General features: G+C 28.3%; 19 protein-coding genes, 1 tRNA gene and 1 other annotated feature. Of the genes, 3 read left to right on the top strand and 17 right to left on the bottom strand.

Going from position 1 to position 23,710, the window contains the following annotated elements:
• Positions 1 to 33 precede the first annotated feature (33 nt).
• The 11 genes from Q3287_RS02240 to Q3287_RS02190 form a co-directional block, all read right to left on the bottom strand.
• Positions 34 to 1,185 carry a cysteine desulfurase family protein gene (locus tag Q3287_RS02240; protein WP_167640374.1) on the bottom strand — a complete coding sequence of 384 codons (1,152 nt, stop codon included), beginning with the start codon at positions 1,183 to 1,185 and terminating at the stop codon, positions 34 to 36.
• A 631-nt stretch (positions 1,186 to 1,816) separates the two neighbouring features.
• Positions 1,817 to 2,539, bottom strand: coding sequence for an amino acid ABC transporter ATP-binding protein (locus tag Q3287_RS02235; RefSeq protein ID WP_054269277.1), 723 nt, complete (start codon positions 2,537 to 2,539; stop codon positions 1,817 to 1,819).
• Positions 2,540 to 2,597: 58 nt separating this feature from the next.
• On the bottom strand, positions 2,598 to 3,275 hold the full coding sequence (locus Q3287_RS02230; protein WP_054269276.1) for an amino acid ABC transporter permease: 678 nt from the start codon (positions 3,273 to 3,275) through the stop codon (positions 2,598 to 2,600).
• Between the two features lie 27 nt (positions 3,276 to 3,302).
• Complete coding sequence (locus tag Q3287_RS02225; protein WP_054269275.1) at positions 3,303 to 4,118, bottom strand: transporter substrate-binding domain-containing protein; 816 nt, start codon at positions 4,116 to 4,118, stop codon at positions 3,303 to 3,305.
• 225 nt (positions 4,119 to 4,343) lie between these two features.
• Positions 4,344 to 4,556 (bottom strand) — a binding site (T-box leader).
• Positions 4,557 to 4,875: 319 nt separating this feature from the next.
• Complete coding sequence (locus Q3287_RS02220; RefSeq protein WP_407963456.1) at positions 4,876 to 6,942, bottom strand: ATP-dependent helicase; 2,067 nt, start codon at positions 6,940 to 6,942, stop codon at positions 4,876 to 4,878.
• Between the two features lie 76 nt (positions 6,943 to 7,018).
• Entirely contained in the window at positions 7,019 to 10,048 is a 3,030-nt protein-coding gene (locus Q3287_RS02215; protein ID WP_407963455.1) for an EAL domain-containing protein, read from the bottom strand.
• A 52-nt stretch (positions 10,049 to 10,100) separates the two neighbouring features.
• Positions 10,101 to 11,561 carry an extracellular solute-binding protein gene (locus Q3287_RS02210; RefSeq protein WP_243193903.1) on the bottom strand — a complete coding sequence of 487 codons (1,461 nt, stop codon included), beginning with the start codon at positions 11,559 to 11,561 and terminating at the stop codon, positions 10,101 to 10,103.
• Positions 11,562 to 11,653: 92 nt separating this feature from the next.
• Entirely contained in the window at positions 11,654 to 12,028 is a 375-nt protein-coding gene (locus tag Q3287_RS02205) for a hypothetical protein (protein WP_054269272.1), read from the bottom strand.
• 177 nt (positions 12,029 to 12,205) lie between these two features.
• The gene (locus Q3287_RS02200; RefSeq protein ID WP_407963454.1) at positions 12,206 to 12,946 is read right to left on the bottom strand and encodes a flagellar motor protein MotB; all 741 of its coding nucleotides are present in this window, start codon (positions 12,944 to 12,946) and stop codon (positions 12,206 to 12,208) included.
• A gap of 21 nt (positions 12,947 to 12,967) precedes the next feature.
• Positions 12,968 to 13,756, bottom strand: coding sequence for a flagellar motor protein (locus tag Q3287_RS02195; protein WP_054269270.1), 789 nt, complete (start codon positions 13,754 to 13,756; stop codon positions 12,968 to 12,970).
• A gap of 94 nt (positions 13,757 to 13,850) precedes the next feature.
• Positions 13,851 to 13,941: transfer RNA gene (locus tag Q3287_RS02190), tRNA-Ser, on the bottom strand.
• A gap of 260 nt (positions 13,942 to 14,201) precedes the next feature.
• Here Q3287_RS02190 and Q3287_RS02185 point away from each other — a divergent pair.
• Entirely contained in the window at positions 14,202 to 14,966 is a 765-nt protein-coding gene (locus Q3287_RS02185; protein ID WP_054269269.1) for a DeoR/GlpR family DNA-binding transcription regulator, read from the top strand.
• A gap of 253 nt (positions 14,967 to 15,219) precedes the next feature.
• On the opposite strand, the gene Q3287_RS02180 is transcribed toward Q3287_RS02185, so the two are convergent.
• Positions 15,220 to 16,335: an ethanolamine utilization protein EutH gene (locus tag Q3287_RS02180; RefSeq protein ID WP_054269268.1), complete on the bottom strand. Its 1,116-nt coding sequence runs from the start codon at positions 16,333 to 16,335 to the stop codon at positions 15,220 to 15,222.
• A gap of 40 nt (positions 16,336 to 16,375) precedes the next feature.
• Positions 16,376 to 17,902 (bottom strand): glycerol kinase GlpK, encoded by a 1,527-nt coding sequence (gene glpK, locus Q3287_RS02175; RefSeq protein ID WP_054269267.1) that lies wholly within the window; start codon positions 17,900 to 17,902, stop codon positions 16,376 to 16,378.
• 290 nt (positions 17,903 to 18,192) lie between these two features.
• Here glpK and Q3287_RS02170 point away from each other — a divergent pair, with 290 nt between their 5' ends.
• Complete coding sequence (locus Q3287_RS02170) at positions 18,193 to 19,290, top strand: alanine--glyoxylate aminotransferase family protein (protein WP_054276061.1); 1,098 nt, start codon at positions 18,193 to 18,195, stop codon at positions 19,288 to 19,290.
• A 425-nt stretch (positions 19,291 to 19,715) separates the two neighbouring features.
• Here the strand turns inward: Q3287_RS02170 and Q3287_RS02165 are convergent, their stop codons facing one another.
• Positions 19,716 to 20,228: a hypothetical protein gene (locus Q3287_RS02165; RefSeq protein ID WP_054269265.1), complete on the bottom strand. Its 513-nt coding sequence runs from the start codon at positions 20,226 to 20,228 to the stop codon at positions 19,716 to 19,718.
• A gap of 544 nt (positions 20,229 to 20,772) precedes the next feature.
• On the opposite strand from Q3287_RS02165, the gene Q3287_RS02160 reads away from it, so the two are divergent.
• Positions 20,773 to 21,648: a DUF4300 family protein gene (locus Q3287_RS02160; protein ID WP_054269264.1), complete on the top strand. Its 876-nt coding sequence runs from the start codon at positions 20,773 to 20,775 to the stop codon at positions 21,646 to 21,648.
• A 170-nt stretch (positions 21,649 to 21,818) separates the two neighbouring features.
• Here Q3287_RS02160 and hisJ read toward each other — a convergent pair whose 3' ends face one another.
• The 3 genes from hisJ to Q3287_RS02145 all read right to left on the bottom strand — a co-directional run bounded on the left by hisJ (position 21,819) and on the right by Q3287_RS02145 (position 23,692).
• Complete coding sequence (hisJ, locus tag Q3287_RS02155) at positions 21,819 to 22,598, bottom strand: histidinol-phosphatase HisJ (protein ID WP_054269263.1); 780 nt, start codon at positions 22,596 to 22,598, stop codon at positions 21,819 to 21,821.
• Between the two features lie 311 nt (positions 22,599 to 22,909).
• On the bottom strand, positions 22,910 to 23,260 hold the full coding sequence (locus Q3287_RS02150) for a hypothetical protein (RefSeq protein WP_054269262.1): 351 nt from the start codon (positions 23,258 to 23,260) through the stop codon (positions 22,910 to 22,912).
• A gap of 15 nt (positions 23,261 to 23,275) precedes the next feature.
• A complete protein-coding gene (locus Q3287_RS02145; RefSeq protein ID WP_054269261.1) occupies positions 23,276 to 23,692 on the bottom strand; it encodes a DUF3842 family protein in 417 nt (138 codons plus the stop codon).
• Positions 23,693 to 23,710: the final 18 nt, after the last annotated feature.

Below are 23,710 nucleotides of genomic sequence, written 5' to 3'. Positions count from 1 at the left end.
ACTAATTTATTCTCATTATTTATACTGTATTCTTTATTTCCTTCTCATTATTGACCTTAAGTCGCAAATTGATTCTTTCAAAACTTCTACAACTTCTGATATTTCTTCTTCTGTATTCATATCAGATAAACTAAATCTTATTGTTCCATTTATTTCTTCATTTGTAAGACCTATAGCATTTAAAACATGGCTACCCTTCTTCTTAGAAGAACATGCAGAGCCAGTTGATACATAAATACCTTTTTGTTCTAAGTAATGAAGTAATACCTCTCCTTTTGTACCTCTAAATGATATATTTAATATATGACATACACCATCTTCTGGAGAATTAACTTTTATATCTTCTATATTATCAATTATTTTATTTTTAAATGTATCTTTTAAATTATTTACTTTTGAAATAACTGCATCTAAATCTTTATTTAGTATTCTGACAGCTTCTCCAAGCCCATATATGCCAGGTACATTTTCTGTTCCAGACCTAATTCCTATTTCCTGTCCTCCACCTGTTAACATAGGCTTAAGACGATTATTTTCTTTTATATACATAAATCCAATTCCTTTTGGTCCATGAAATTTATGTGCACTCACGCTCATAAAATCTATATTGTATTTAGATGGTCTAAAATTAATTTTTCCATATGATTGAATAGCATCCACATGAAAATATATCTTTTCTTTTAAAGACTTCAAATACTTTCCGACTTCGTCGATTGGCTGTATAGTTCCTATTTCGTTATTAACATGCATCATACTTACTAAACATGTAGTTGACTTTATTGCATTCTTTAAATCTTCTATATTTATCTTTCCATCTTTTCCGACCTCTAAGTAAGTTACTTCAAAACCATCTTCTTCTAAATCCTTCAATGTATTTAAAACAGAAGGATGTTCTATGTTAGTAGATATTATATGATTTTTTCGCTTTTTATTTAAGTTTGCAACTCCTCTTATTATAGTATTATTACATTCTGTACCACCTGATGTAAAATAAATCTCCTTTTCTTTCGCTCCTAGAGATTTAGCTATAACCTGTCTTACTTCTTTTATTCCTTTTTCAACGTCTACACCTTTTCTGTGAACAGAAGAAGGATTTCCATAATCCGTACTAAGTGCATACACCATTTTATCTATAACTTCTTGATAAGGTTTTGTAGTTGCGCTATTGTCTAAGTATATTTCCAACTTAATTACACCTACCTTTATTTAAAATTTCAGCTCTAACTATTATACCACTAATTATAGTATTTTTTTTGTTAATCTTTATTAAAAAGACAATCTTAAATTTACAAAATATTCTTTCATAAAAAATTAGTTTTTTCACTTTATTATAAAGTTTTATAGTAAAATATAATATGCTTATATTATATCCTACAAAAATACGTTATAAAATACAATATATGATAAAATAATATATTATATAAAATAAATATATTATATTATACATATGCTTATTTTTACTATAAAAGTTATTTTTATAAGCTTACTTGTTATAAAAATAACTTTTATAATTTATATCAAAAAAAATATTGATTTTTGTGTCGCATTTTGTTATAATAAATTAAGGTTATCCCCCTGGTAACCCTAGTTAGTTAATATATCTATTCCCAATACCCTTTCATAAGGATATATTTTATATTTATTAAAAATCGGATTGATAACGGAAATTGATTCGGTGGAAAAAAAGAGCTTACCCCGAGCTCTTTTTTTCTGCAAAAATTTAGCAAAATAAGATTAATATAATTTTAAATTATATTAATCTTCATAAAAAAAGGATGTATTGAATTTCTAATATCAATAACATCCTTTTTACATATTATAATACTTTTGCTAAGAATGATTTAGTTCTTTCATGTTTTGGGTTTCCAAAAACTTCTTCTGGGGTATTGTCTTCTAGTACACTTCCTCCATCTATAAAAATAACTCTATCTGCTACTTCTTTCGCAAATCCCATCTCATGAGTTACAATTGCCATTGTCATCCCTTCTTTTGCAAGTTCCTTTATAACATCAAGAACCTCGTTTACCATTTCTGGGTCAAGAGCGGATGTTGGCTCATCGAACAACATCATATCGGGTTCCATAGCAAGCGCTCTAGCTATTGCTATTCTCTGCTTCTGACCTCCAGATAATTGTGATGGATAAGAATCTTTTTTATCTAAAAGACCAACTCTACTTAACAAAACTTCTGCTTTTTTTTCTGCTTCTTCTTTAGTCATCTTTTTTAATTTAATTGGTGCTAATGTTATATTATCTAAAATAGTCTTATGTGGGAATAAATTAAAGTTTTGAAACACCATACCTATATTTTGTCTAATTTCATCAATATTAGTTTTTTTATCAACCAAATTTTTTCCTTCAAATATTATATCTCCACCTGTAGGTATTTCTAGTAAATTCATACATCTAAGAAGTGTACTTTTACCAGAACCACTAGGACCTACTATAACCATTATTTCGCCTTTAGCGATTTCTAAGTCTATATTTTTTAATACATTTAAATCTCCAAAAGATTTACTTAAATTTTTTATTGTAATCATATTATCACTTTCCTTTTTACTATTCTATGTTTTCCCTAAATGCTAAACACGCTCTCATCTAGTTAGACACAGACAGTTTCTTTTCTAATAATCCAACTAATCTTGATAGAGTAAATGTTATAACAAAGTAAATTGCTGCTGCTACTATTAATGGCTCTAATGCTTTGAATGCTGCATTTTTTACTATATCAGCAGTACGCATTATTTCAACAACTCCTATTACAGAGATTATTGAAGATTCTTTTACAAGTGTAATAAACTCATTTGCTAATGAAGGTAGTATATTTTTTATAGCCTGAGGTATTATTATATATCTCATAGTTGACCAGTAATTTAATCCTAGTGATCTACTTGCTTCCATTTGTCCATTATCAACTGATTGTATACCTGATCTAAGTATCTCTGCCACATATGCTCCAGAGTTTACTGATAATGCAAATGCACTAGCTATAAATTCACTTGGTATACCAAATAACATAGGGAATCTTATTCCTAATTGAGGTAATCCAAACCATACTATATATATCTGTACTAATAATGGTGTTCCTCTTAAAATCTCAATATAGATTGATGATATTGCTCTTAATACTTTACTCTTGGATATTCTTGCCATACAGATGATTATACCTATTATAAATCCAAAGCATAATGCCACAAGAGAAATTCCTACTGTCACACCTGTTCCTTCCAGAAAAGAAGTTCCAAATCTACTTAAAAAACTAAAATCTAAACTCATAATTTCATCTCCCACATAACTTTCTTACTAATTTGAAGCAGCTTCAGTAGATGCTTCATTTAAAAATTCTTCTATTTTTTTACCATCTTGTAATTCTTTTATCTTTTTATTCAATAATTCTATAAAGTCTTTGTTGTTATCAGCTTTTTTGATTGCTGCTGCCATACCTTCTGTTACATCTTTACCAACTTCAGTATTTGCCATTTTGATTCCATCATATTTTTTAACATTTATTAAAGAAACTGCTTCATTAGTAACAACTGCATCTATGTTTCCATTTTTTAATTCTGTAATTAAATCAGGTATTGCTTTTAAAGATTTAGTAGTTGTCATTTTTAGAGTATTAACTACATATTCTTCTTGGATACTTCCTGCTTGTACTCCAACTTTAAGTTTCTTTAAATCATCTTCAGTCTTTACTTTATCTATATCTGCATCTTTAACTATAACTGCATTTCTACTTAAATAATATAACTCTGAGAAATCAACACTCTTTTCTCTTTCTGGTGTTGGTGACATACCTGCAAGAACTATGTCAACTTGGTCTGCATTTAAAGCACCTATCAATCCATCAAATGACATATCTTTAATTTCAACTTTTACACCAAGCTCCTTTGCAAATTCTTCAGCTAACATTACATCGAATCCTTTTATTGAATCTTTACCATCTACTACTTTATGGAATTCAAATGGTGGGAATTCTGCACTAGTACCTACAACTAATTTTCCATTTTCTTTTATTTGCTCTAATTTTGTTTTTTCTTCTCCACCACTACATCCTACTAGTGATAAAGTTAATCCTAATACTAATCCTAAACTTAATAATTTTTTAAATACTTTCATTTTTATTACCCCTCTCTTTTAATTATAATTTCCCTCAAATTTTAATACTTTCATGTTTCAAGTTACAAAAAAAGTCTCTCAGTCTTTAATGACTAAGAGACGACTTTACCGCGTTACCACTCTTATTGATAAATACTCTTACAACTTTCAAAATTTGTGAATTTTAGCTTTTAAGCTATGTGGATATTTTAATTTTAAAATCAAAAAAGTCCCTTAGCTTTACAGCTAAGAGACGAATTATATCCGCGTTACCACTCTTTTTGATAAGTAAGTACTTATCCTCTCAATCCCTTAAGGCGGGCAGACCAATTATCATACTAAAAAACTTCTGATAATCTCCTCCAGAGCTCTCTTCACATAGACTTCATTGCTAGGCTTACACCAAACCCTAACTCGCTGTAAATCCATATATGCTACTTTCTCTATCACTGGATTTGTTTCCTTAAATTGTTAATACAATTGTACTTCCTTATAATATTTTTGTCAATAAGTTTTTTATTTTTTTAATAATTTTATTTGTAAATTATTTAAACACTATGATGTATATTTGGCTCTACTCTTTAGATAATCATACATAGAATCTTTTAGATTTATTTATATTCTTTGGATATTAATAAATAATATTTTTCATATTTTGAGCTATTTTTTTAATAATACATTTTATATCTATATCTTTGCCTTAAATATCATACATAAATAATATAATTCTTTCTTACCTATAAAATAATACATTTTATATCTAAGTTTGCTTTCTAAATTAAATAATATAAATTATATTCTTCAATAAGCAAGTTTTCAGGTCTAAAATTCGCTCCCTATCTTTAAACTTTATTGTAAACATAATTCCATCTTTTTTAATTATTTCTCCTTCATGAAATTTTTTATGGTATACCTTATCACCTACACCAATACTATCAATTTCTTTTTTGGTTGGAGATTTTATGTCATTAATAAACAGTGATTTATCAACTTTTTTACCATATTTATTTAACGTAGAACTTATACACAATTTTTCTTCAGCTCTTGTAATAGCAACATACATAAGTCGTCTTTCTTCTTCTAATTGTTCTTCTTTTTTCTCTTCCTTACAAATATCATATGACTTTTCATGAGGTATTGTTCCTTCATTTACGCCTATAATATAAACATTTCTAAATTCTAATCCTTTTGCACTATGCATAGTTGTAAATATGACACCATCAGTCTGTTTATTCTTATTGTTTTCCATTAACTCAGTCTTTACTCTCTCAATATGCTCTAAAAACTCTGTCACAGTATTAAAGTTTGTCGCTGAACTCTCAAGCTCATTTAATATCTCTACAAGACCATTAGTCTTTATTTTTCTGTTACTACAATAATCTAAGACATATCTATCATAATCAAGACTAGTTCTAATATAAGATATTGCATTTTTAGGATTTAAAGTGTTTAAATAACTTAAATCTATTTCCAAATCAGTTATTGTTTTGATTTGTTTAGGATGAAGATTACATTTGTTTATTAATGCTGTTATAAAATCATTTTCATCTTTAGCCATACTTACACTATCCTTAGATATATATCTAAATGGCTTATTTATGATTCTTAACCAATCTTTATTTGACTTTGGATTAATGCCTATTCTTAAATACGATAGTATATCTTGACTCGCCCAATGGTCATATATTGTGATTACTGAATCTTTTACCACAAATGGAATTCTCATATCCATAAATACATCCACCAATGCTCTTGACTGTATATTGGTTCTATAAATCACTGCAAAGTCTGAATACTCTACATAATCTTTTTTTATTTCGTCAATTATTTCCTTGGCAATATGTAAAGCTTCCTCCTCTGAATCATGTGGACAAATATAACTCACACTTCCTCCAGTACCCTGACTACATTTAATGTTTTTTTCATATCTATTTTTATTTTTTTCTATAAGCCTGTTTGCAGTATGTACTATCTCACTTTTAGACCTATAATTTACATCTAATATTATTTTTTTAGTATTATTGAAATACTTTTCAAATTCAAGCAAAAAGTCTGGTCTTGCTCCTCTAAAACCATATATACTTTGGTCTTCATCTCCAACAGCAAATATGTTATTTAAAGGATTCGAGATTAATTTTAAAACTTCAAATTGTACTTTATTTATATCCTGAAATTCATCTATCAATATATATTTATATACATTTCTAACCATTTCTAATGCAGACTTATTGTTCAAAAGTAAATAATAAGTTTTTATAAGCATATCATCAAAGTCAATTTTATTAACTTTAGATTTCTGTTCTTCATATAAATTATATACCTTCAAAAACTCATCTTTTGTCAATACCTCTGAATTAAAGTCGTTCTTATCCATAAGTTCATTTTTTACATAAGAAATTTCATTTATAACTTGTCCTACATTCTCATCATCATCAGCATTTTCTATATTTAAGCTCTTTAGTATTGCCTTGATTGTTATTCGCTTTGATTTCTCATCAAATATACTATCTAGATTATACCTTTCAAAGTATCTTAGGATTTTAAAAAATACAGAGTGAAAAGTACCATAAGTTACCTTATTGAGTCTTATATCATCACTTAAACTTAAAGCTCTATTTTTCATTTCTATTGAAGATGCCTTTGTAAAACTTATTGCTAAGATTCTTGTTGGCGCTATGTTTTTATTTACTACCATATTAGCTATTCTATATGTAATTACTCTTGTCTTACCTGAACCAGGCCCTGCAAGTATCATGCAAGGCCCATCTATATGTTCAACTGCTTCTAATTGATTTTCATTTAACTTTCTTATATCTATATTTGTTGTGATTATTAGCTCCACCACCCTAATTTATAATTATATTATTTTCTTTTTAATTATAAACCAAAAGTGCATAAAAATACATGTAATTTTTCCTCTATTAAATCACATCATTCCTATTTTCATGACACATCTTGAGCTCTTTCTTAATTTTATCACTTACATCTTCAGGGATAAATGATGGTTTACTAATATAATACCCCTGCATATAATCTATTCCAAGATTAATTAATGTTTCCATCTCACTTTTAGTCTCTACACCTTCTGCTATTACTTTAATATCTCTTTCATTAGAATATGAAATAAGGTTTTTTAATATTTTCTGTCTGTCTTCATCTTTATCAATACCTCTTACAATGGACATATCAATCTTTACGTAATTTGGCATTATATATAAAAGTACAGCATCTCCATTGTAACCTGTTCCAAAATCATCCAAAGCAATCTCTATATTCCAATGGCTTATATAAGATTTCTTTTTCTCAATAAAATCTTCATTAATTTTATCATTTTCTGTTATTTCTAATACAACTCTATTTAAATATCTGCCATATAAATCTTCAATTTCTTCAAAATCAACTCTTGATAAGTTATTATTTGGAATAGAATTTAAAAACAATTTACAATCTCCAAACTTATCTCTGTATTTTTTAAATGATTTAAGTGCTTTGAACCATGTAATACGCTCAATTTGATACAGTTTAGATTGTGAACGAGCCAATCTAATAACATCTACTGGAGAACTGAAAGTCTTTATTTTAGGTCTCATAAGCGCCTCATATGCAAAGACTTCTCCTTTACAATCTACAATAGCTTGAAATGCATATTCAACAAGTTGTCCATCAATCAATTTATTTAACTCTTCTCTATTACTCAGTAAGAATGAATCTTTATTATATACATTAATATCAAACTCACTCACTTCACCCTTGATTGTATTTTTAATTTGATACATAGCAAAATCTGCATATCTCATTAATTCATCATAATTACATGAATCATAAGGATACCAAGAAACCCCAGCTGATGCCCTTATTTTAAATTCTGTTCCATCATGAAGTTTTAGTAATGTATTGCTCATCTGTATCTTAACAGAATTGATAATATCTCTTATACTCTCTTTACTCTCATATCCATATATAAACACATAAAACTCATCACCTGAAAGCCTAGAAACTATACCATTCCATGATATAAACTTTTTAAGTATACCTGCTGCACATCTAATGTATTCATCACCAGCATCATGTCCATATGTATCATTGATATATTTTAAATTATCTAAGTCCCACATAATAAAGGCTGCTACCTTAAGTTCATCTTTATTTTTAAATTTCTCTTGAATCTGTGAGTAAAATGCTCTTCTATTTAAAAGATTAGTTAAAATATCAAAATCTCTTTCGTATTCTATCTTCCTTTTCTCAATAAACTCTTTGGTTACATCTACAACAACACCAAGAACCTTTAGCTCATCTTCAACAATATTTAGTCTTACCCACTTAGACCTTTTATCTTCAGATTCAAATTTATATATGTACGTATTTTCTGTTTCATAACTTTCTTGTAAATATTCATCTAGCTCTTTTAGTTTTTTAAGAAACTTATCTTTTCTCACATAACCATATTCTTGAAATTCTTTTTCTGTAATAAATACATTAAAAAATTCTTTTGTACAAAAAACGCTCTCTGTATTTTTATACAATTCAAAAGCCCCAATAGGCATATCTACCATCTCAATAATCTGTGATAATTTTGAAGAAGAGTCTGCAACATTTGCACTAAGTATCTCTATAGCCGAAGATAATTCATCTATTTCAGATATATTTATCTTATCAAGATTTACTGGTTTTGATGGGTTACTATTTCTAACTTTTTTAGCTAGAAGAACAATTGGTTTTGTAAATAATCTTGATGCTATATAAATACCTACAAGTCCTATTGCTAAAGAAATTGCAATAGAAATTATAACTAACCTCTCAACTCTTTTTGAAAAAGACAAAAGACTTTTTTCCTCAATAATACCCAAAAGTGCCCAACGTTCATTTTCAAATGGAGTATTAGAGTTGTATAAATCTATATATTGTACACTAGCATAAATATTACCACAGCTATAATCATCCTCTTCATTTTTAATCTTATATACATTCTTATAAGATTCTTTCTGTTCTAAATTAGAATGTAAACCATCCCAAAATTTTTCTTTTAGTGAATATCCATTTGAAACTACATTTTCAAATGCCATATCATCATTCCTGTCTACACCTAAAATGTAATTACCTTTTTTATTACTATGTATCTCTGTATATGGCAGTAATTCACTTAAATAGTTTATACTTAAATCTATTCCAAGCACTCCATATACAGTTCCATCTTCATAAATAAGAGGAACTGAATATGTCATTACCTTATCTCCTGCATTTGTCAATAGAAACTGGCTTCCCCAGTAACCTAAATTAGAACTTGATACATTTGGGTTATCAATCGCTGCTCTAAATGGCTTGTAAAAAAAATTATCTCCCTTTCGTGTATTTTCACCTTTAAATGAAAATTTTGGAGCCCAATAACTATCCATAGATATTCCAAAGTTTCTTGCTATATCTGATGAGCCTCTCTCAATTAACAAATCAGAATTGTCATTTGGGTTAAATTTAGGGTCTAAATCTCTTATGTACAATCCAGTCTTGCTTACTTCACCTTTATTATTCATAGAATCATTTTCAATATTTTTATTACTTAAGATTATAAAAGAACCTGTCACAGAGTTTTTTCTCAAAATATATATCAAATCACTTGATATATTTTTTATAATCTCTTTGTTAATTTCTTCATTGTCACCTACATCCTTGATTGAAGCATTATTTTCATCCAAGACCTTCTTTACAGATGAATTAATTGCGGATTCCGTTTCACTTGTTTTTGACCATCTTTGCAACATCTCATTTTGTATATAGTTTTTACGATTAATTACTCTTTCATTTAAAATATCAAATGAGTTGTCATTTAACTTCTGAATAGTTCCTCCCCATAAAATTGTGGCACAAAATAAACTTGTTTGAATTAGCATAACAATAATTAGGGGAAATATCATCTTTTTCATTATTGAATTATTTTTTCTTAGATTGTTTTCCATACTTATTCCACCTATACCTTTGTGCATGTCGACACATTAACCGCCAATTCACCTACTCTTTTGTAGCATTTTCAAGCTCAGCCTTAAAATTTTTGAACCAAGTTTCAAAATTCTTGTCATTATTAAATTGTGTTACTGCATCCTTTTTAGAAGTTCCATTTTTTATTAATTCATTTATTTTATTTAAATCTTCTTTAGCTTTATCAAGCATTGAATATTCAAGAACTTGTCTAGCTTTAGTTCCACCATCAAAGGCTTTATTCGTATATAAATTACAACTATTAATTTGTTCAATAGATGAGACTAATGAGCCCTCAACTTTATCTGATACCTTTAAATCATCTTTTTTCATAACTTCTTTTATAACATCTAAATCATTTGTTTTTTTCTTCACTGGTAAGTATCCAGAAGAAATAGAGAATTTTATATTAGGTTCTTTATCTGTAAACCATTTTAAGAATTCTACTGATGCAAATTCTTCTTCTTTAGTGGATTTTGTTACAGCCATTCCTGCACCTTGTTGTACCGCATATTTTTCTTTTCCTTTAAAACGTGGAGCTTGAAAAACAGATGTTTCAATCTTATAACTCTCATTGTCATTTAACATTACTCTATCTGGGAAGTATGCTGCTCCTGAGCTAGAACCCACAAGAGCTAATATATCTCCTGTTTTTGCATCATCAGAACGAAACTTACCATAAGATGCGAAATATCCATTTATATATGGGACATAAAAATTATCCCATAATTTTCTCATAACTTTTTCATCAATATTTAATGTAACTTTTCCATCTTTAACAGAAAAAAGTTCTACTCCTAATTGTTTACTTCCTATAATAATATAATTTGCTAAAGCATCTCTTCCAAAAAATGCTTTACCATCATTAGGTTCTTTTGTTAAACTATCTGTCCATTCATAATATTTTTTTGATATTTCTGTTAATCCCTCTATTGTTTTTATATCATCTATATTTGAATTTGTAGCTTTGGCAAATTTATCCCAATCAGTCTTATTTATCATCAAAACCTCAGTCGATTTTGCAATTGGAAAAAGTTTAAATTCATCATTAGAATTTATTCTACCCTCTTCTACATATTCTTCTATATATTCATTTAGTTCCTCTTTACTTATATACTTGTCCATGTCCACTAGTAATCCTAATTTGTCCATTTCATAGGCAGTATCTGAGTATGCTGCAAATATATTTGGTACATCTTCAGAACCAACTTTTTTATTTGCAGAATCTAAAACCTTTTCTGATAAATCAACTACATTACCTTGACTAAACGCTTCAACAATAATTCCTTTTTCAGCACCTACAGTATCATTAAATTCCTTAACAAGCTTATCAAAAGCCATTTTTTGCTGTCCATTATAATAATGCCAAATTTCTATCGATGTCGGATTCTCTGGATCTAGCTTATAATTATCTTCCTTTTTCAGACTACATCCTGTAAGTAATAAAACAATCATTGATGTGATAATTAATTTCGCAAACTTACGCCTATTCATAAAATCTACTCCTTCAAATTTATAAAATTTATAATAGCATTAAAACTGCAACTTCACTATTTATATTAATTATAGAACGTTTACTGATATATTTAAACAGGATTAACAACATATTTAAAAGCAATTAAGAAACATATAATTACAAATATTGAAAATAAAGCTTTTACATAATTTTTATTTCTAAATGCCCCAAACGATACTAAACCTTGTTGAATAGCTACTGTAATCACTAAAAGTATCATTATTACATTAAGTTGAACTAACTTAAACAAATAAAGTAAAGAAAATATTACTAAAAGGACACATAACACAATACTAGACTTATTGATAATATCATCAATTTTATCTACCTTTTTAGCATTTTTATTAGTTTCCTTTAACTTTTCTTTATTTAAAGTCTCAACTTTTTTATTATACCTTTGTCTCGTTTTATCTTTATACTTTGTGTTTTTATTCTTATTACTCATTTGTTTCCTCACCCTCTATAAAATTTTTTAAATTGAGTTTTTATTGTTTAAACATTATATATTTAAGATACCATATATTCTTCAAAAAAGGTAACTTACTGTTCATCTATTTTTAATTTTAACACAAAAAAACTATCTCTTTTTAGAAATAATTCTATATTGAGATAGTTTGTTTAACTATTTATTTTCACCAACATTTTCTACATTATCATATTTACTATCAACTAAGACTATATCAACTCTCCTATTTTTTGACCTACCATCTTGAGATGAATTTTCTGCTATTGGTCTAAATTCGCCATATCCTACAGCAGACAACTTATCTGGTGCTATACTTGCACTATCAATAAGAAGTTGAACAACATTAGTTGCTCTCATAACTGATAAATCCCAATTCGACTTAAATTCAGAATTTTTTATAGACATATTATCCGTGTGACCTTCTACTCTTATGTAACTGTTCATTTCATTTAGCATCTTACCTATTTGGATAATCTTATCTCTAGAATTACTCTTTACAATTGCTTTTCCAGTATCAAATAATATAGTATCTTTAAGACTTATTACCAACCCTCTATCTTGAGCTTTTAATGATACTGAATTTGCCATACCATTTTCGTTTAAATACTTTTGAATTTCCTCTCCTACTTTTTTAAACTCAGCATTTTGTAAACTATCTAAATTACTACTCCCTGGTTCAACTACTGGTTCCATTTGGCTTTTACCACCTTCAATAACTCCTGAAGAACCACCAAAAGCAGAATTTAGAGATTCAGATAATTGTTTATATTTCTCTGCATCAACATTACTCATAGAATACATTATGACAAAGAAAATCATAAGTAGTGTTATGAGGTCTGAATAAGTTAAAAGCCATCGCTCATTGTTTTCTTCTTTTTCATCTTCATCATGTAACATAAATATTCCATCCTTATTATATTATTCAGTTCTACCATCAGTTTCTTCAAGTTCAATTAATTCTTTTGAATTTAAAAATATTTTTAATTTTTCTGTCATTAAATTAGAATTGTCACCCTCAAGTATAGATAATATTGCTTCTATTACCAAAAGTCTTTCATTTATTTCTTGTTGATTTATAGCCTTAAGTTTTGATGCTACTGGTATCCATATTAAATTGGCAGAACCAACACCATACAATGTAGCTAGAAATGCAACAGATATTTGAGGTCCCAGTGCATCTGGGTTACTCGAAAGATTACCTAAAATATGTACTAATCCCATAACTGTACCTATTATCCCCAGTGTAGGTGCAAATCCCCCTGCTGAATCAAATATTGATATACCTTCTTTATGTCGTTTTGATGTTACTTGTATCTGCGATTCCAAGATATTTCTTATAGTAGCTGAATCGACTCCATCTACCATAAGTTCAAGCCCCTTTCTAATAAAAGGGTCTAAGTCATCATTCTCACTTATTTCTTTATCAATGCTAAGAAGCCCCTCTTTTCTAGCTTTAATTGCAATTTCTTTAAAATAGATTATATTTTCTACATTATTAGGTTTTTTATTTTTAAAAGCTAATAACATTATCTTTATTGACTTTTTAAATACAGGGAATGGTGTTGATGCTCCAACGGCACCTATAGTTCCACCAAAAACAACAAGTGCTGATGAAAATACAAATAGTGCTCCAACGTGTCCTCCATCAATAACAAAAGCAACCACTAAAGACGCTATTCCCACTATGAAAAAAATTAAAGTTGTCATCTATTTCCTCCTTTCTTTAGTTTTACTTGATAAATTACTTTTATTAATAGACACTACAAAAAGACTACCTTTAACAAGAATAGCCTTTAATAATTGGCGGAGAAGGAGGGATTCGAACCCTCGCACCGGTTACCCAGCCTAATCCCTTAGCAGGGGATCCTCTTGAGCCACTTGAGTACTTCTCCAGATTGTCTGTACTAGTAAATTATATAATAAAATTATATTTTAGTCAATTATTTTGTAACATTTAAGTCATTTTGAATTATTAAATATCTATTTTTACTTTTTTGCTTAAATGTAAGTTTCAAATATGGTAAAATTATCTTGCATAATACTTATAATATTATTTGATAACTATACATACATTAACAAATATACATAAATCCTGACTTAATCATAAGTTATGCCAAAATCTAAAATAATATTAACCCAAGGAGGATATTCCATGCTACCACAAGAAAGATACGAGAAGATTTTAAGTATTCTCGAATCAGATAATATAATTAAAATAAATGACATCGTTCAAATGTTTGACATATCAATAGAAACTGCACGAAGAGATTTAGCTCATATGGAAAGTATTGGGCTTTTAAAAAGAGTCTATGGTGGTGCTATACCAGTTATAGCAAGTAGTGTAGAACTCAACTATGTTAAAAGAAAAAAAATAAACTCAAATGATAAAAAACAAATTGCCATAAAATGCAGTGAGTTTATAAATACAAATGATACTATTTTTATGGATACTGGAACTACTGTCCTTGAAGTTTCAAAAAATTTAAAAGATAAAAAAAATCTAACTGTAATAACCAACTCAATTTTAGTGGCAAATGAACTTATGAATACTAATATAAAAGTATACGTGCTTGGTGGTTATCTTAGAGAAACTGAAGGTTCTTTTTCTGGTCCACTTACACTGTCAGCTATTGAACAGTTTAATGTTGATAAAGCTATTTTAGGTGCTGGAGGTATCACTCTTGAAAATGGTATTTCTGACTATCATTTAGAAGAGGCACTTGTTAGAAAAAAAATGATTGAAAGGTCTAGAAAATCCATCGTGGTTGTTGAACCTCCTAAGTTTGGTATAAATTCATTTGCATCAGTTGCTCCTATAGAACATATAGATACTATTATTACATCTTCTAGTATAGACCATGATATAATAATAGAATTTTCTCAGAGAGGAATACCTTTAGTCATAGCTGATAATTAGTTCATATGATTGGTTTTTTATTCCTTGATATAATAGATTAAAGTTAAGGAGCCAAATAATTATTTATTTAGCTCCATTTATATCTAAACAATACTTTATGTTTTTTATTATGTTACTATTTTGAGATTAGTTTAATACTTTCAATTACTTCAATGTTTATGCTACTTTATTATTTTGAACTATTTAATTATGTTATTAGTCATTTGATTTTTTAATTTAAAGTGACTTAAATTCTGTTTAAGTACTACTCGTTTCATACAACATCTTTCTTCACTCTAATATTTTGTTCTTCTTCTAAAGTTAAATCTTTTGTCATCACCATAGCAAGTGCAATTGCCAATACTCCACCAATCAACTTTCCAATTACGACAGGTGTAATCATCTCTGGTACTACTCCTGCTGTAAATCCTAAATGGTCTCCTAGAGCTGCTGTAGCACAAACCAACCATGCAGTATTCACTACTTTCCCTTTTGGACTCATATCCTTCATCATTTTATATACTGGAATACTATTAGCTAAAGTAAACACTAATCCTGCTGCACTAGTTGCATCCATGCCTAATTTTTCACCCACCATTGTAAGTGGTTTATTAAGAACTTTAACTAACAAATGCAATATTGGAAAAGTACCTAATAATACTATTGCAATACTTCCAATAACTTGAATCCCTTCTCTTATTGGTGTCATTCCTTTTATGAGTACTATGCCTGTTATTTCTTGAAATGCAGCTGCTCCCAATCCTACTGTTATCAATATTGATATAAACTTCCCAAAGACTAATGACCCATTTATCATGAGTGTAGAGTTAAATTTTAATCCTATAGCTAGTATCATTGCCAATATTATCACTGGTATCATATTTATAATTACCATTGATAAATTAAACCCTGCTATTAATCCTCCTACAACACCTCCAAAAGGTATTGTTATTAATCCTATTAGTAATCCTTTTGCAAAAAAGGGTCTATCTTCATATTCTATAAGACCTAATCCTACTGGGATTGAAAATACCAAAGTACATCCAAGCATAGATGACACAACTAATCCCGCAAGCATTCCTGCCTCTTTATTATGTGCAAGTTCCATAGCTAATGGATACCCTCCCATATCATTTGCTAAAATAGTAGCAAACATAGATGGGTCTGCTCCACAAAGGTTGAAGATTGGTATTATCATAGGACCTAACACATCTGAAATGACTGGAGCTAAACAAACTATACCAACCATTCCTAAAGCTAATGGCCCCATTGAATTAAATCCTTCTTCAAATTGCTCTCCAAGCCCAAACTTATTCCCAATTATTCTATCTAACGCTCCTAAAAGCACACCCACAGCCATTATGTATAATATAATTTTATCAAAGGGCATATTTAGTTCCTCCTGTATATGTAAAATTTTCTGTTGCACCTTAATTAGCACACAATCTTTTGGTATCGTTTTCCCAATTCATAGCTCTTTTTACTGCCTGATTCCAGCCAATTAATATTTCTTCTCTTTTTTGTTCAGTCATATTTGGTATATATTTTTTACTTATTGTAAATTCGCTTCTAATCTCATCAATACTATTCCAAACACCACATGAAAGACCTGCCATATAGCCTACACCAAGTACTGTTGTTTCAGTGTTTTCTGCAATTTCAATTGGTATATCTAATATGTCAGATTGAAATTGCATGGTAAAATTATTCTTAGTAATTCCACCATCTACTCTCAACATTTTTATATTTTTACCTGAGGCTAAATTCATGGAATCAACAACATCCTTAACTTGAAGTGCAACAGATTCAAGAGTTGCCCTTACTATATGCTCTTTTTTAGTACTTCCTGTTATTCCAACCATTGTACCTCTAGCATATTGGTCCCAATAAGGTGCTGCAATACCTGCAAACGCTGGCACAAAATATACACCACCAGTACTTGTGATTGAATTTGCCATATCATCAGTTTCAGAATAATTTTTTATGACTCCAATTCCATCTCTAAGCCATTGTATCGCCGCACCTGCTATATATACACCTCCATCATAAGCATATGTAACTTTATCACCTATCTTCCAAGCAACAGTTGTCAATATACCATTACCTGCTATATTTAACTCCTCACCTATATTCATATATAAGAAACATCCTGTGCCATAAGTATTTTTTACCATACCTGGTTCAAAACATCCATTACCAAATAAAGCTGCTGGTTGGTCAACCATTGATGCAGTAATTTTTATAGAGACACCACAAAATGCCTCCTTATTTGTAGTTCCGAAATCTCCACTGGTAGGCATTATATCTGCTAAAATATTTCTAGGTATCCCTATAATATCAAGTAACTCTCTATCCCAATCCATATCTCTTATATTAAAAAGCATTGTTCTTGCTGCTGTGGATACATCAGTTAAAAAAGATTTTCCTCCTGTCATTTTCCAAATTAGCCAACTATCTAATGTTCCTGCAAGCACTTCTCCATTTTTTATTTTTTCCTTTACACCTTTTACATTGTCTATTACCCATCTAATTTTTGTGCCTGAGAAATATGGGTCTATAATTAGCCCAGTCTTATCTATTATTTTATTTTCTAGACCTGGCACCCTCTTTAAATTTTCCACATAATCATAAGTTCTCCTACACTGCCATACAATAGCATTATAAAGAGGCATACCTGTATTTTTATCCCATAGCATTACTGTTTCACCTTGATTATCTATACCAATTCCTTTTATGTCACTTTCATTGATTCCACTTTTAAAAGCTTGCTGTAATACATTATTACTTACAGTCTTTGTATTATTCCAAATTTCTATAGGGTCATGTTCGACGTATCCAGATTGTGGATATATTTGAGTATGTTCCATATAATCACTAAAAACAAACTCTGATTTTTCATTTATTAATACTGCTCTTGTTCCTGTTGTTCCTTGGTCAATTGCTAATACATATTTCACTTTAAACGTCCCCCTTATTTTTCAGAATTAATAAATTCTTTTTTATTTTTTGAATATAAAATCTATTCAAGTTATTTATATTTTATATCATTCTGTGGATTTATACAATATTTATTACAATATTTTTTGTATTTTTTAATTAAAATGATTTTAAAAGTATTTTAATTAAAATATTATTGCAATATTTACTATTTTATTCTATAATCTAGTTAAATTAACACATAAACTTATAACATATACACACAAACAGTCATAAAGAAATTAAAATTAAACTTTGAGGAGGATTTACAATGAAAAAAACATATCTATTTAGTCCTGGACCAGTAATGGTTACAGATAGGGTTAGAAATTCACTTCTTCACTATGATATATGCCATAGAGGGGATGAGTTTATGGATTTATTCAAGGATACGCAGAAGAAAATCAATAAATTATACAACGCAACTTCTGATTACTACTCATTAGTTGTATCTGGCTCTGGAACATCTGTAAATGAATGTGTATTGTCTTCTATATTCAATAAAGAAGATGCTGTTTTATTAGTTAGCAATGGTGTTTTTGGGGAAAGACTAGAAGAAATATTATCTGCTTATAATGTCAAAACATATAAGCCAAAATTTGAATGGGCAGAATATCCAGATATAGACATTTTAGAAAAATACATAATTGAGAACCCTGATATAAAAGTAATTGCCATGGTATTTCATGAAACTAGCTCAGGTATGATAAATCCAGTTCCTGAACTAGGAAAACTTGCTAAAAAGTACAATAAAATATTTTTTGTGGATGCAATAAGTGCTTCTGCAGGAGAATATATTGATGTGGATGAGTTCAATATAGATATAATAACTGGTGTTGGTGGTAAAGCCCTTGGTGCATTTCCAGGATCTGCATACATTTGTGCTAAAGAAAACATTTTACAAAATATTAAAGAATATCAATGTAAAAATGTGTACCTTAGTCTTTATAAACACTACAAACTTGCAAAATCATCCTCTCAAACACCAAATACACCTAATGTCACTTTAATATTTGCTCTTAATGAAGCTTTAACTGAGTTTTTAGAAGATGACAATAAAATAGAAAGATATAGAGAATGTTCTGCTATTTTAAGAAATGGAATGGAAGAACTAGGTCTAACATTTTTACTTCCAGATAAGTATATGTCTAATACAGTTACCTCTGTGTTTTTGCCTAAAGAAATAGATATAAATGAGTTTATATTGGATTTAGAAAGGGAAAATGGTTATGTAGTATATCCTGGAAAAGGCAAATTCTTAGATGCTAATATCTTCCAAGTCGCAAACATGGGAGAAATATATCCAGAAGATTGTTACAAATTTTTAGATGTCTTAAAATCAAAACTAGAAATTAAAAAAGCTATGTAAATATTTATAAAATTGACTTATATTACTGTTTCGAATTATTGCAAAATCCTGTTTTATCATAATAGAAAAATTTATTTAAGCATGGAGTAAACATTTAATACCATTTCGTTTTAATGCTCTTTAATCTTTATTGATTAAATTCTATAGTATATCAGTACGAATCAAATAGACTGACTTTTTTAAATTTTCATTTAATAAATTAGATTTTATATTTTCTATAAGGGTGAACTCTAAATATATAAAGTTCACCCTCATATTAAATTTTATATTGATGCAATTTTATATTTTTAATACAATCATTTTTAGATTTAGTTATCTTATATTTTTAATACAATCGTTTTAGATTTGGTTATTCTATATTTTTGATACAACATTTTTACATTTAACTATTTTATATTTTAATATAATCGTGTTTACATTTAATGTTATTTTTCAAGCTCATCAAAGTAATTATATACAACAACTTTACCTGTTTCTTTATCTGTTGTCTTTATAATCCCTTTCGCTCCATTTACTTCTTCTTTTGTAAATTCATCATCTAACACAACTTTAAATTTATCTTCCTTCCCATATCCTTGTTGGAATTCATCTCTTAAAATTGCATTTTTTTCTTCTTTTGGCTTCAATTCAAATTCGATTCCAGATTTCATCTCATCGAAATAGTTTAATACTACTACTTCATTATTCACTTTATTAGTAGTCTTTATAATCCCTTTTGCTCCATTCACTTCTTCTTTTGTAAATTCATCATCTAATGTTATATTGAATTTGTCCTCTTTTCCATACTCCTCTTGAAAATCTCTTTTCATCTCATTGTATTTAGTCTCAAATTCCTTATTATCATTTAATTCCATAGCTGATACATTTGTCAATGATACTCCTATCATCATAATTGTTAATGCTGAGACTACACCAGTTTTAAATTTTTTTACTTTCATATCTTACCTCCTAAATTAAATATTCTCAATGCAATTATATAAAGAAAGTCATAAGTTTTACAGTTTCATTCTTGTAACTAAAATTACTATTATGTAACCAAACTTTTCATTTCAACTATTCCTTAAAAATCACTTTTTTGAGGAATAGTTGAAATGAAATAATAAGATTTTTATGTTTATTAATAGCCTTAAAATTAGATTAATCAAATATCTTTTTAATAAAATAAAAAGTTTGTATATACTTCAAGCTAACTTATTTACTTAAAATCTTATAATAATCAACTCTAAAATATCTATCTATTCTAGCAACAGTTCATTTATTTTTACTATACAAAATATATCAAACATACTAAGCATAATTTTCTAAATATTTTGAAAATACATACCCCATCTTAGTATATATATTTACATTTTCAAAAAAAGTTTTAAATAACGTTATATTTTTTACAACAGTTTTGTAATTAAAAACATATTGAAGCTAAAATTAAATGTACTATATACTATAAATATGTCGACAAAATAAATTAAAAAAGGAGAGATAGAAGTGAAAAAAAATCTATTAATAGTAATATGCTCAGTTGTCTTAGTGTTATCAAGTATAATTACTATATTTGCATATTCCAATATCAAGAATAATAAACTAGTTTATTCTAATATGGTAGATAAAAAAATTCAAAATAATGTAAAAGAAGTTTTAGAAGAAAATAAGGTTAGTAAACAAGACATAGATACATTCATTAAAGCGATTAATAATTATAACAAACATCAAGTTAAAATACTCCAAAATAATATAAACATATCTAAATCAGGATATTCTTCAACTGATGAAAAACAAGTTCCATACAACCTTGAAAAACTACAAGATAATTGGATAAAAAAATACACTGATTATATGGACGTAAATTGTAGAATAACAGCTTTTAGACTTTTCAAAGATTTTATAAATTCAAATAAGAAATTTACTGGAGACTCTATTGATTTAAATATAGACTTAGATACTATAACGAACAATAAAGATGCTAAATTTAGTCCCAAAGATGTAGAAAAATTTATTAACTTTTTTTCTGCAATACCAACTAAAGACACAGATGACATAAGCAAAAATGCAGAACAAATAAAAAGTGAATGGAAAAAGAGAAAAATATCTTTTAGAGATAATAAAAATATGTCTATTATAAGTGGATTTATTCGCTATCCAGAAACTAAAAATGTATTTATAGGTCATACAGGTATATGTATTAAGACTAGTAATGATATTTTATTTATAGAAAAGTATGGAGTTACAGCTCCTTATCAAGTTACTAAATTTAAAAGTAAAAAAGATGTAAAGAATTATATGTTCAATAGATTGAAAATGTCAGAAGGAGGAGGAGAATTACTTGACCCAATAATAATGGAAAATGATAAACTTATGAAGTAATTGCTTTAAACACAAAATAATATTTCTAATTACTAAATTAACATAAGAACATACAAATAAAATATATTAGTTTTAATTTCCATTATTATTTTAAATTAGTCAAACTTACAAAAGACTGTAGATAAATTTATTTTATACAAACTTATCTACAGTCTTTTATGTGAATATCGCTAAAAAATATTATAGTTATTTATTTCCTCTGCACAATGAGAATCTGACCCTAGAACTAGCGGAATATCATATTCTTTTACTAATTTTAATAAGTATCCATCTATATAAGGTTCTTTACAGTACTCTTTTCTATTACCAGAAACATTGTAGTCAAGTTCATATCCTTTTTCTTTGACTAACTTTATTAAATCTTCAAGAATCTTATTTCCTTCATAATCATATGGGAATACTTGATTAAACTTTCTAACTAAATTTAAATGCCCTATTCTTCTTGGCTTATATATTCCTAAATCCGAATTTACAGCTTTTATCAACGTCTCATAATACTTATTATAAACATCTTCAATACTTCCTAGTTTGTCAATCAAATTTTGAAACTCTTCCACACTATAATCCACACAATAATAACCATCATCAATCTTAATTATATGTACTGATAAAAGAGAATCCTCTAATTCTTCTCCATATTTATCTAAGTTTTGTTTTATTCCTTCTTCATACCCTTCTATAAAATCTACTTCCGACCCTACATTTATCTTAATTTCATCCTTATATTTTTCCTTCAATTTCTTAACATCATTGAGATACTTTGGTAAGTCTTCAATACTCATACAACTATCATTTTCAGGAGCAGGGTCTTTAAATCCATCTGCATATGGAAAATGCTCTGTAAATGTCATTTCTGTTATGCCAACAGCAATTGCTCTTTGTATATATTTTTTAAAATCATCCTTACTTCCATGAGGACAATAAGGCGAATGTATATGACCGTCTTTCATAAATAACTCATCTCCTTTTTAAATAAAAACTTCTTATAAACATATAAATTCTTTAAACTCTAAAATAAAATCTTTTAATCATACTAATCTTTATTATATCTAATATCGAAGTAATTTTAAACAGTCTTAAGAGTATCTTAACATTAATATTCGTTTTAAATAGTAATACACAGTATATTAACATTGAACACCCCAATTTTACAGTAAAATTTACTCATTAAGATATATTACAAATTTAACAGAAATTTCAATAATTAAATATCAAAAACGTAAAAATCGCCTATATCAAATATATAAGCGATTAATCATATTTACATATGTTTTTTGGCCTCTAGCAACATCTTATTAGCTTCTTCCATACACTCTATAGCTTTTTCAATACTCTTTGCTGTCTCTTCTTTTCCAATTGCTCTAGCCTTTTCAACCCACTCTCTAAATCCTTCTTCATGAGTTTCATTGTGATTTATCCAATGTACTAAAAGTATTTTTAAAGTTTTTTCATCCTTAGACTCTGATGATTCCTCATGACTATGTTCGTGGTCGTGGTCATGAGCATGGTCATGTGGATGTTCATGACATATATCTCCATGAATATGTTCGTGGCAGTGGTCATGGTCATGATTGCCATGATGATATCTTACAATCTCTCTATCAAAAATCATTAGTTATTCCCCCTGTTATTTTATATTAAATTCTTTCTTTATAAGACTTACAGAATCTTTTACAAGTAGTGCTAATGGTTTACCTTCTAATCCAACTAACTCTATATTTTCAGGCATAATAGGTAACAGTATCTTTAGTGCCTCACTATCTGCAATAGCTTCACTTATATTACAAGTAACTTCTCCCATCATAGAATTAGGTATTATTACAGAAATAGGTGCAACTACTATATTTGCTTTTTTGGCTGACACTACTATAGCATTTTCCCCTGTAGCTCCTTTATTAGCATGAGCTTTCATCATAGAACTAGTTGCTATAGAATTAGTCCCTAGTGCATAAATTTCTACATATGTAGGTAATTCTTCTCTCAGAGAAGAAACTATCTGGGCTCCAATACCTCCACCCATTCCATCTATCACTGCTATTATCATATGAAATTCCCCTATTAA

The sequence above is a fragment of the Clostridioides sp. GD02404 genome (genome assembly GCF_045898275.1).
Lineage (GTDB): Bacteria > Bacillota > Clostridia > Peptostreptococcales > Peptostreptococcaceae > Clostridioides > Clostridioides difficile_A.
This window is presented reverse-complemented; position numbering and strand designations above follow the sequence as displayed.

Excerpts from the sequence above, each read along its gene's own strand:
- Q3287_RS02235 (WP_054269277.1), bottom strand. The coding sequence starts at position 2,539 with ATGATTACAATAAAAAATTTAAGTAAATCTTTTGGAGATTTAAATGTA.
- Q3287_RS02230 (WP_054269276.1), bottom strand. The coding sequence starts at position 3,275 with ATGAGTTTAGATTTTAGTTTTTTAAGTAGATTTGGAACTTCTTTTCTG.
- Q3287_RS02225 (WP_054269275.1), bottom strand. The coding sequence starts at position 4,118 with ATGAAAGTATTTAAAAAATTATTAAGTTTAGGATTAGTATTAGGATTA.
- Q3287_RS02215 (WP_407963455.1), bottom strand. The coding sequence starts at position 10,048 with ATGGAAAACAATCTAAGAAAAAATAATTCAATAATGAAAAAGATGATA.
- Q3287_RS02210 (WP_243193903.1), bottom strand. The coding sequence starts at position 11,561 with ATGAATAGGCGTAAGTTTGCGAAATTAATTATCACATCAATGATTGTT.
- Q3287_RS02205 (WP_054269272.1), bottom strand. The coding sequence starts at position 12,028 with ATGAGTAATAAGAATAAAAACACAAAGTATAAAGATAAAACGAGACAA.
- Q3287_RS02200 (WP_407963454.1), bottom strand. The coding sequence starts at position 12,946 with ATGTTACATGATGAAGATGAAAAAGAAGAAAACAATGAGCGATGGCTT.
- Q3287_RS02195 (WP_054269270.1), bottom strand. The coding sequence starts at position 13,756 with ATGACAACTTTAATTTTTTTCATAGTGGGAATAGCGTCTTTAGTGGTT.
- Q3287_RS02185 (WP_054269269.1), top strand. The coding sequence starts at position 14,202 with ATGCTACCACAAGAAAGATACGAGAAGATTTTAAGTATTCTCGAATCA.
- Q3287_RS02180 (WP_054269268.1), bottom strand. The coding sequence starts at position 16,335 with ATGCCCTTTGATAAAATTATATTATACATAATGGCTGTGGGTGTGCTT.
- Q3287_RS02170 (WP_054276061.1), top strand. The coding sequence starts at position 18,193 with ATGAAAAAAACATATCTATTTAGTCCTGGACCAGTAATGGTTACAGAT.
- Q3287_RS02165 (WP_054269265.1), bottom strand. The coding sequence starts at position 20,228 with ATGAAAGTAAAAAAATTTAAAACTGGTGTAGTCTCAGCATTAACAATT.
- hisJ (WP_054269263.1), bottom strand. The coding sequence starts at position 22,598 with ATGAAAGACGGTCATATACATTCGCCTTATTGTCCTCATGGAAGTAAG.
- Q3287_RS02150 (WP_054269262.1), bottom strand. The coding sequence starts at position 23,260 with ATGATTTTTGATAGAGAGATTGTAAGATATCATCATGGCAATCATGAC.
- Q3287_RS02145 (WP_054269261.1), bottom strand. The coding sequence starts at position 23,692 with ATGATAATAGCAGTGATAGATGGAATGGGTGGAGGTATTGGAGCCCAG.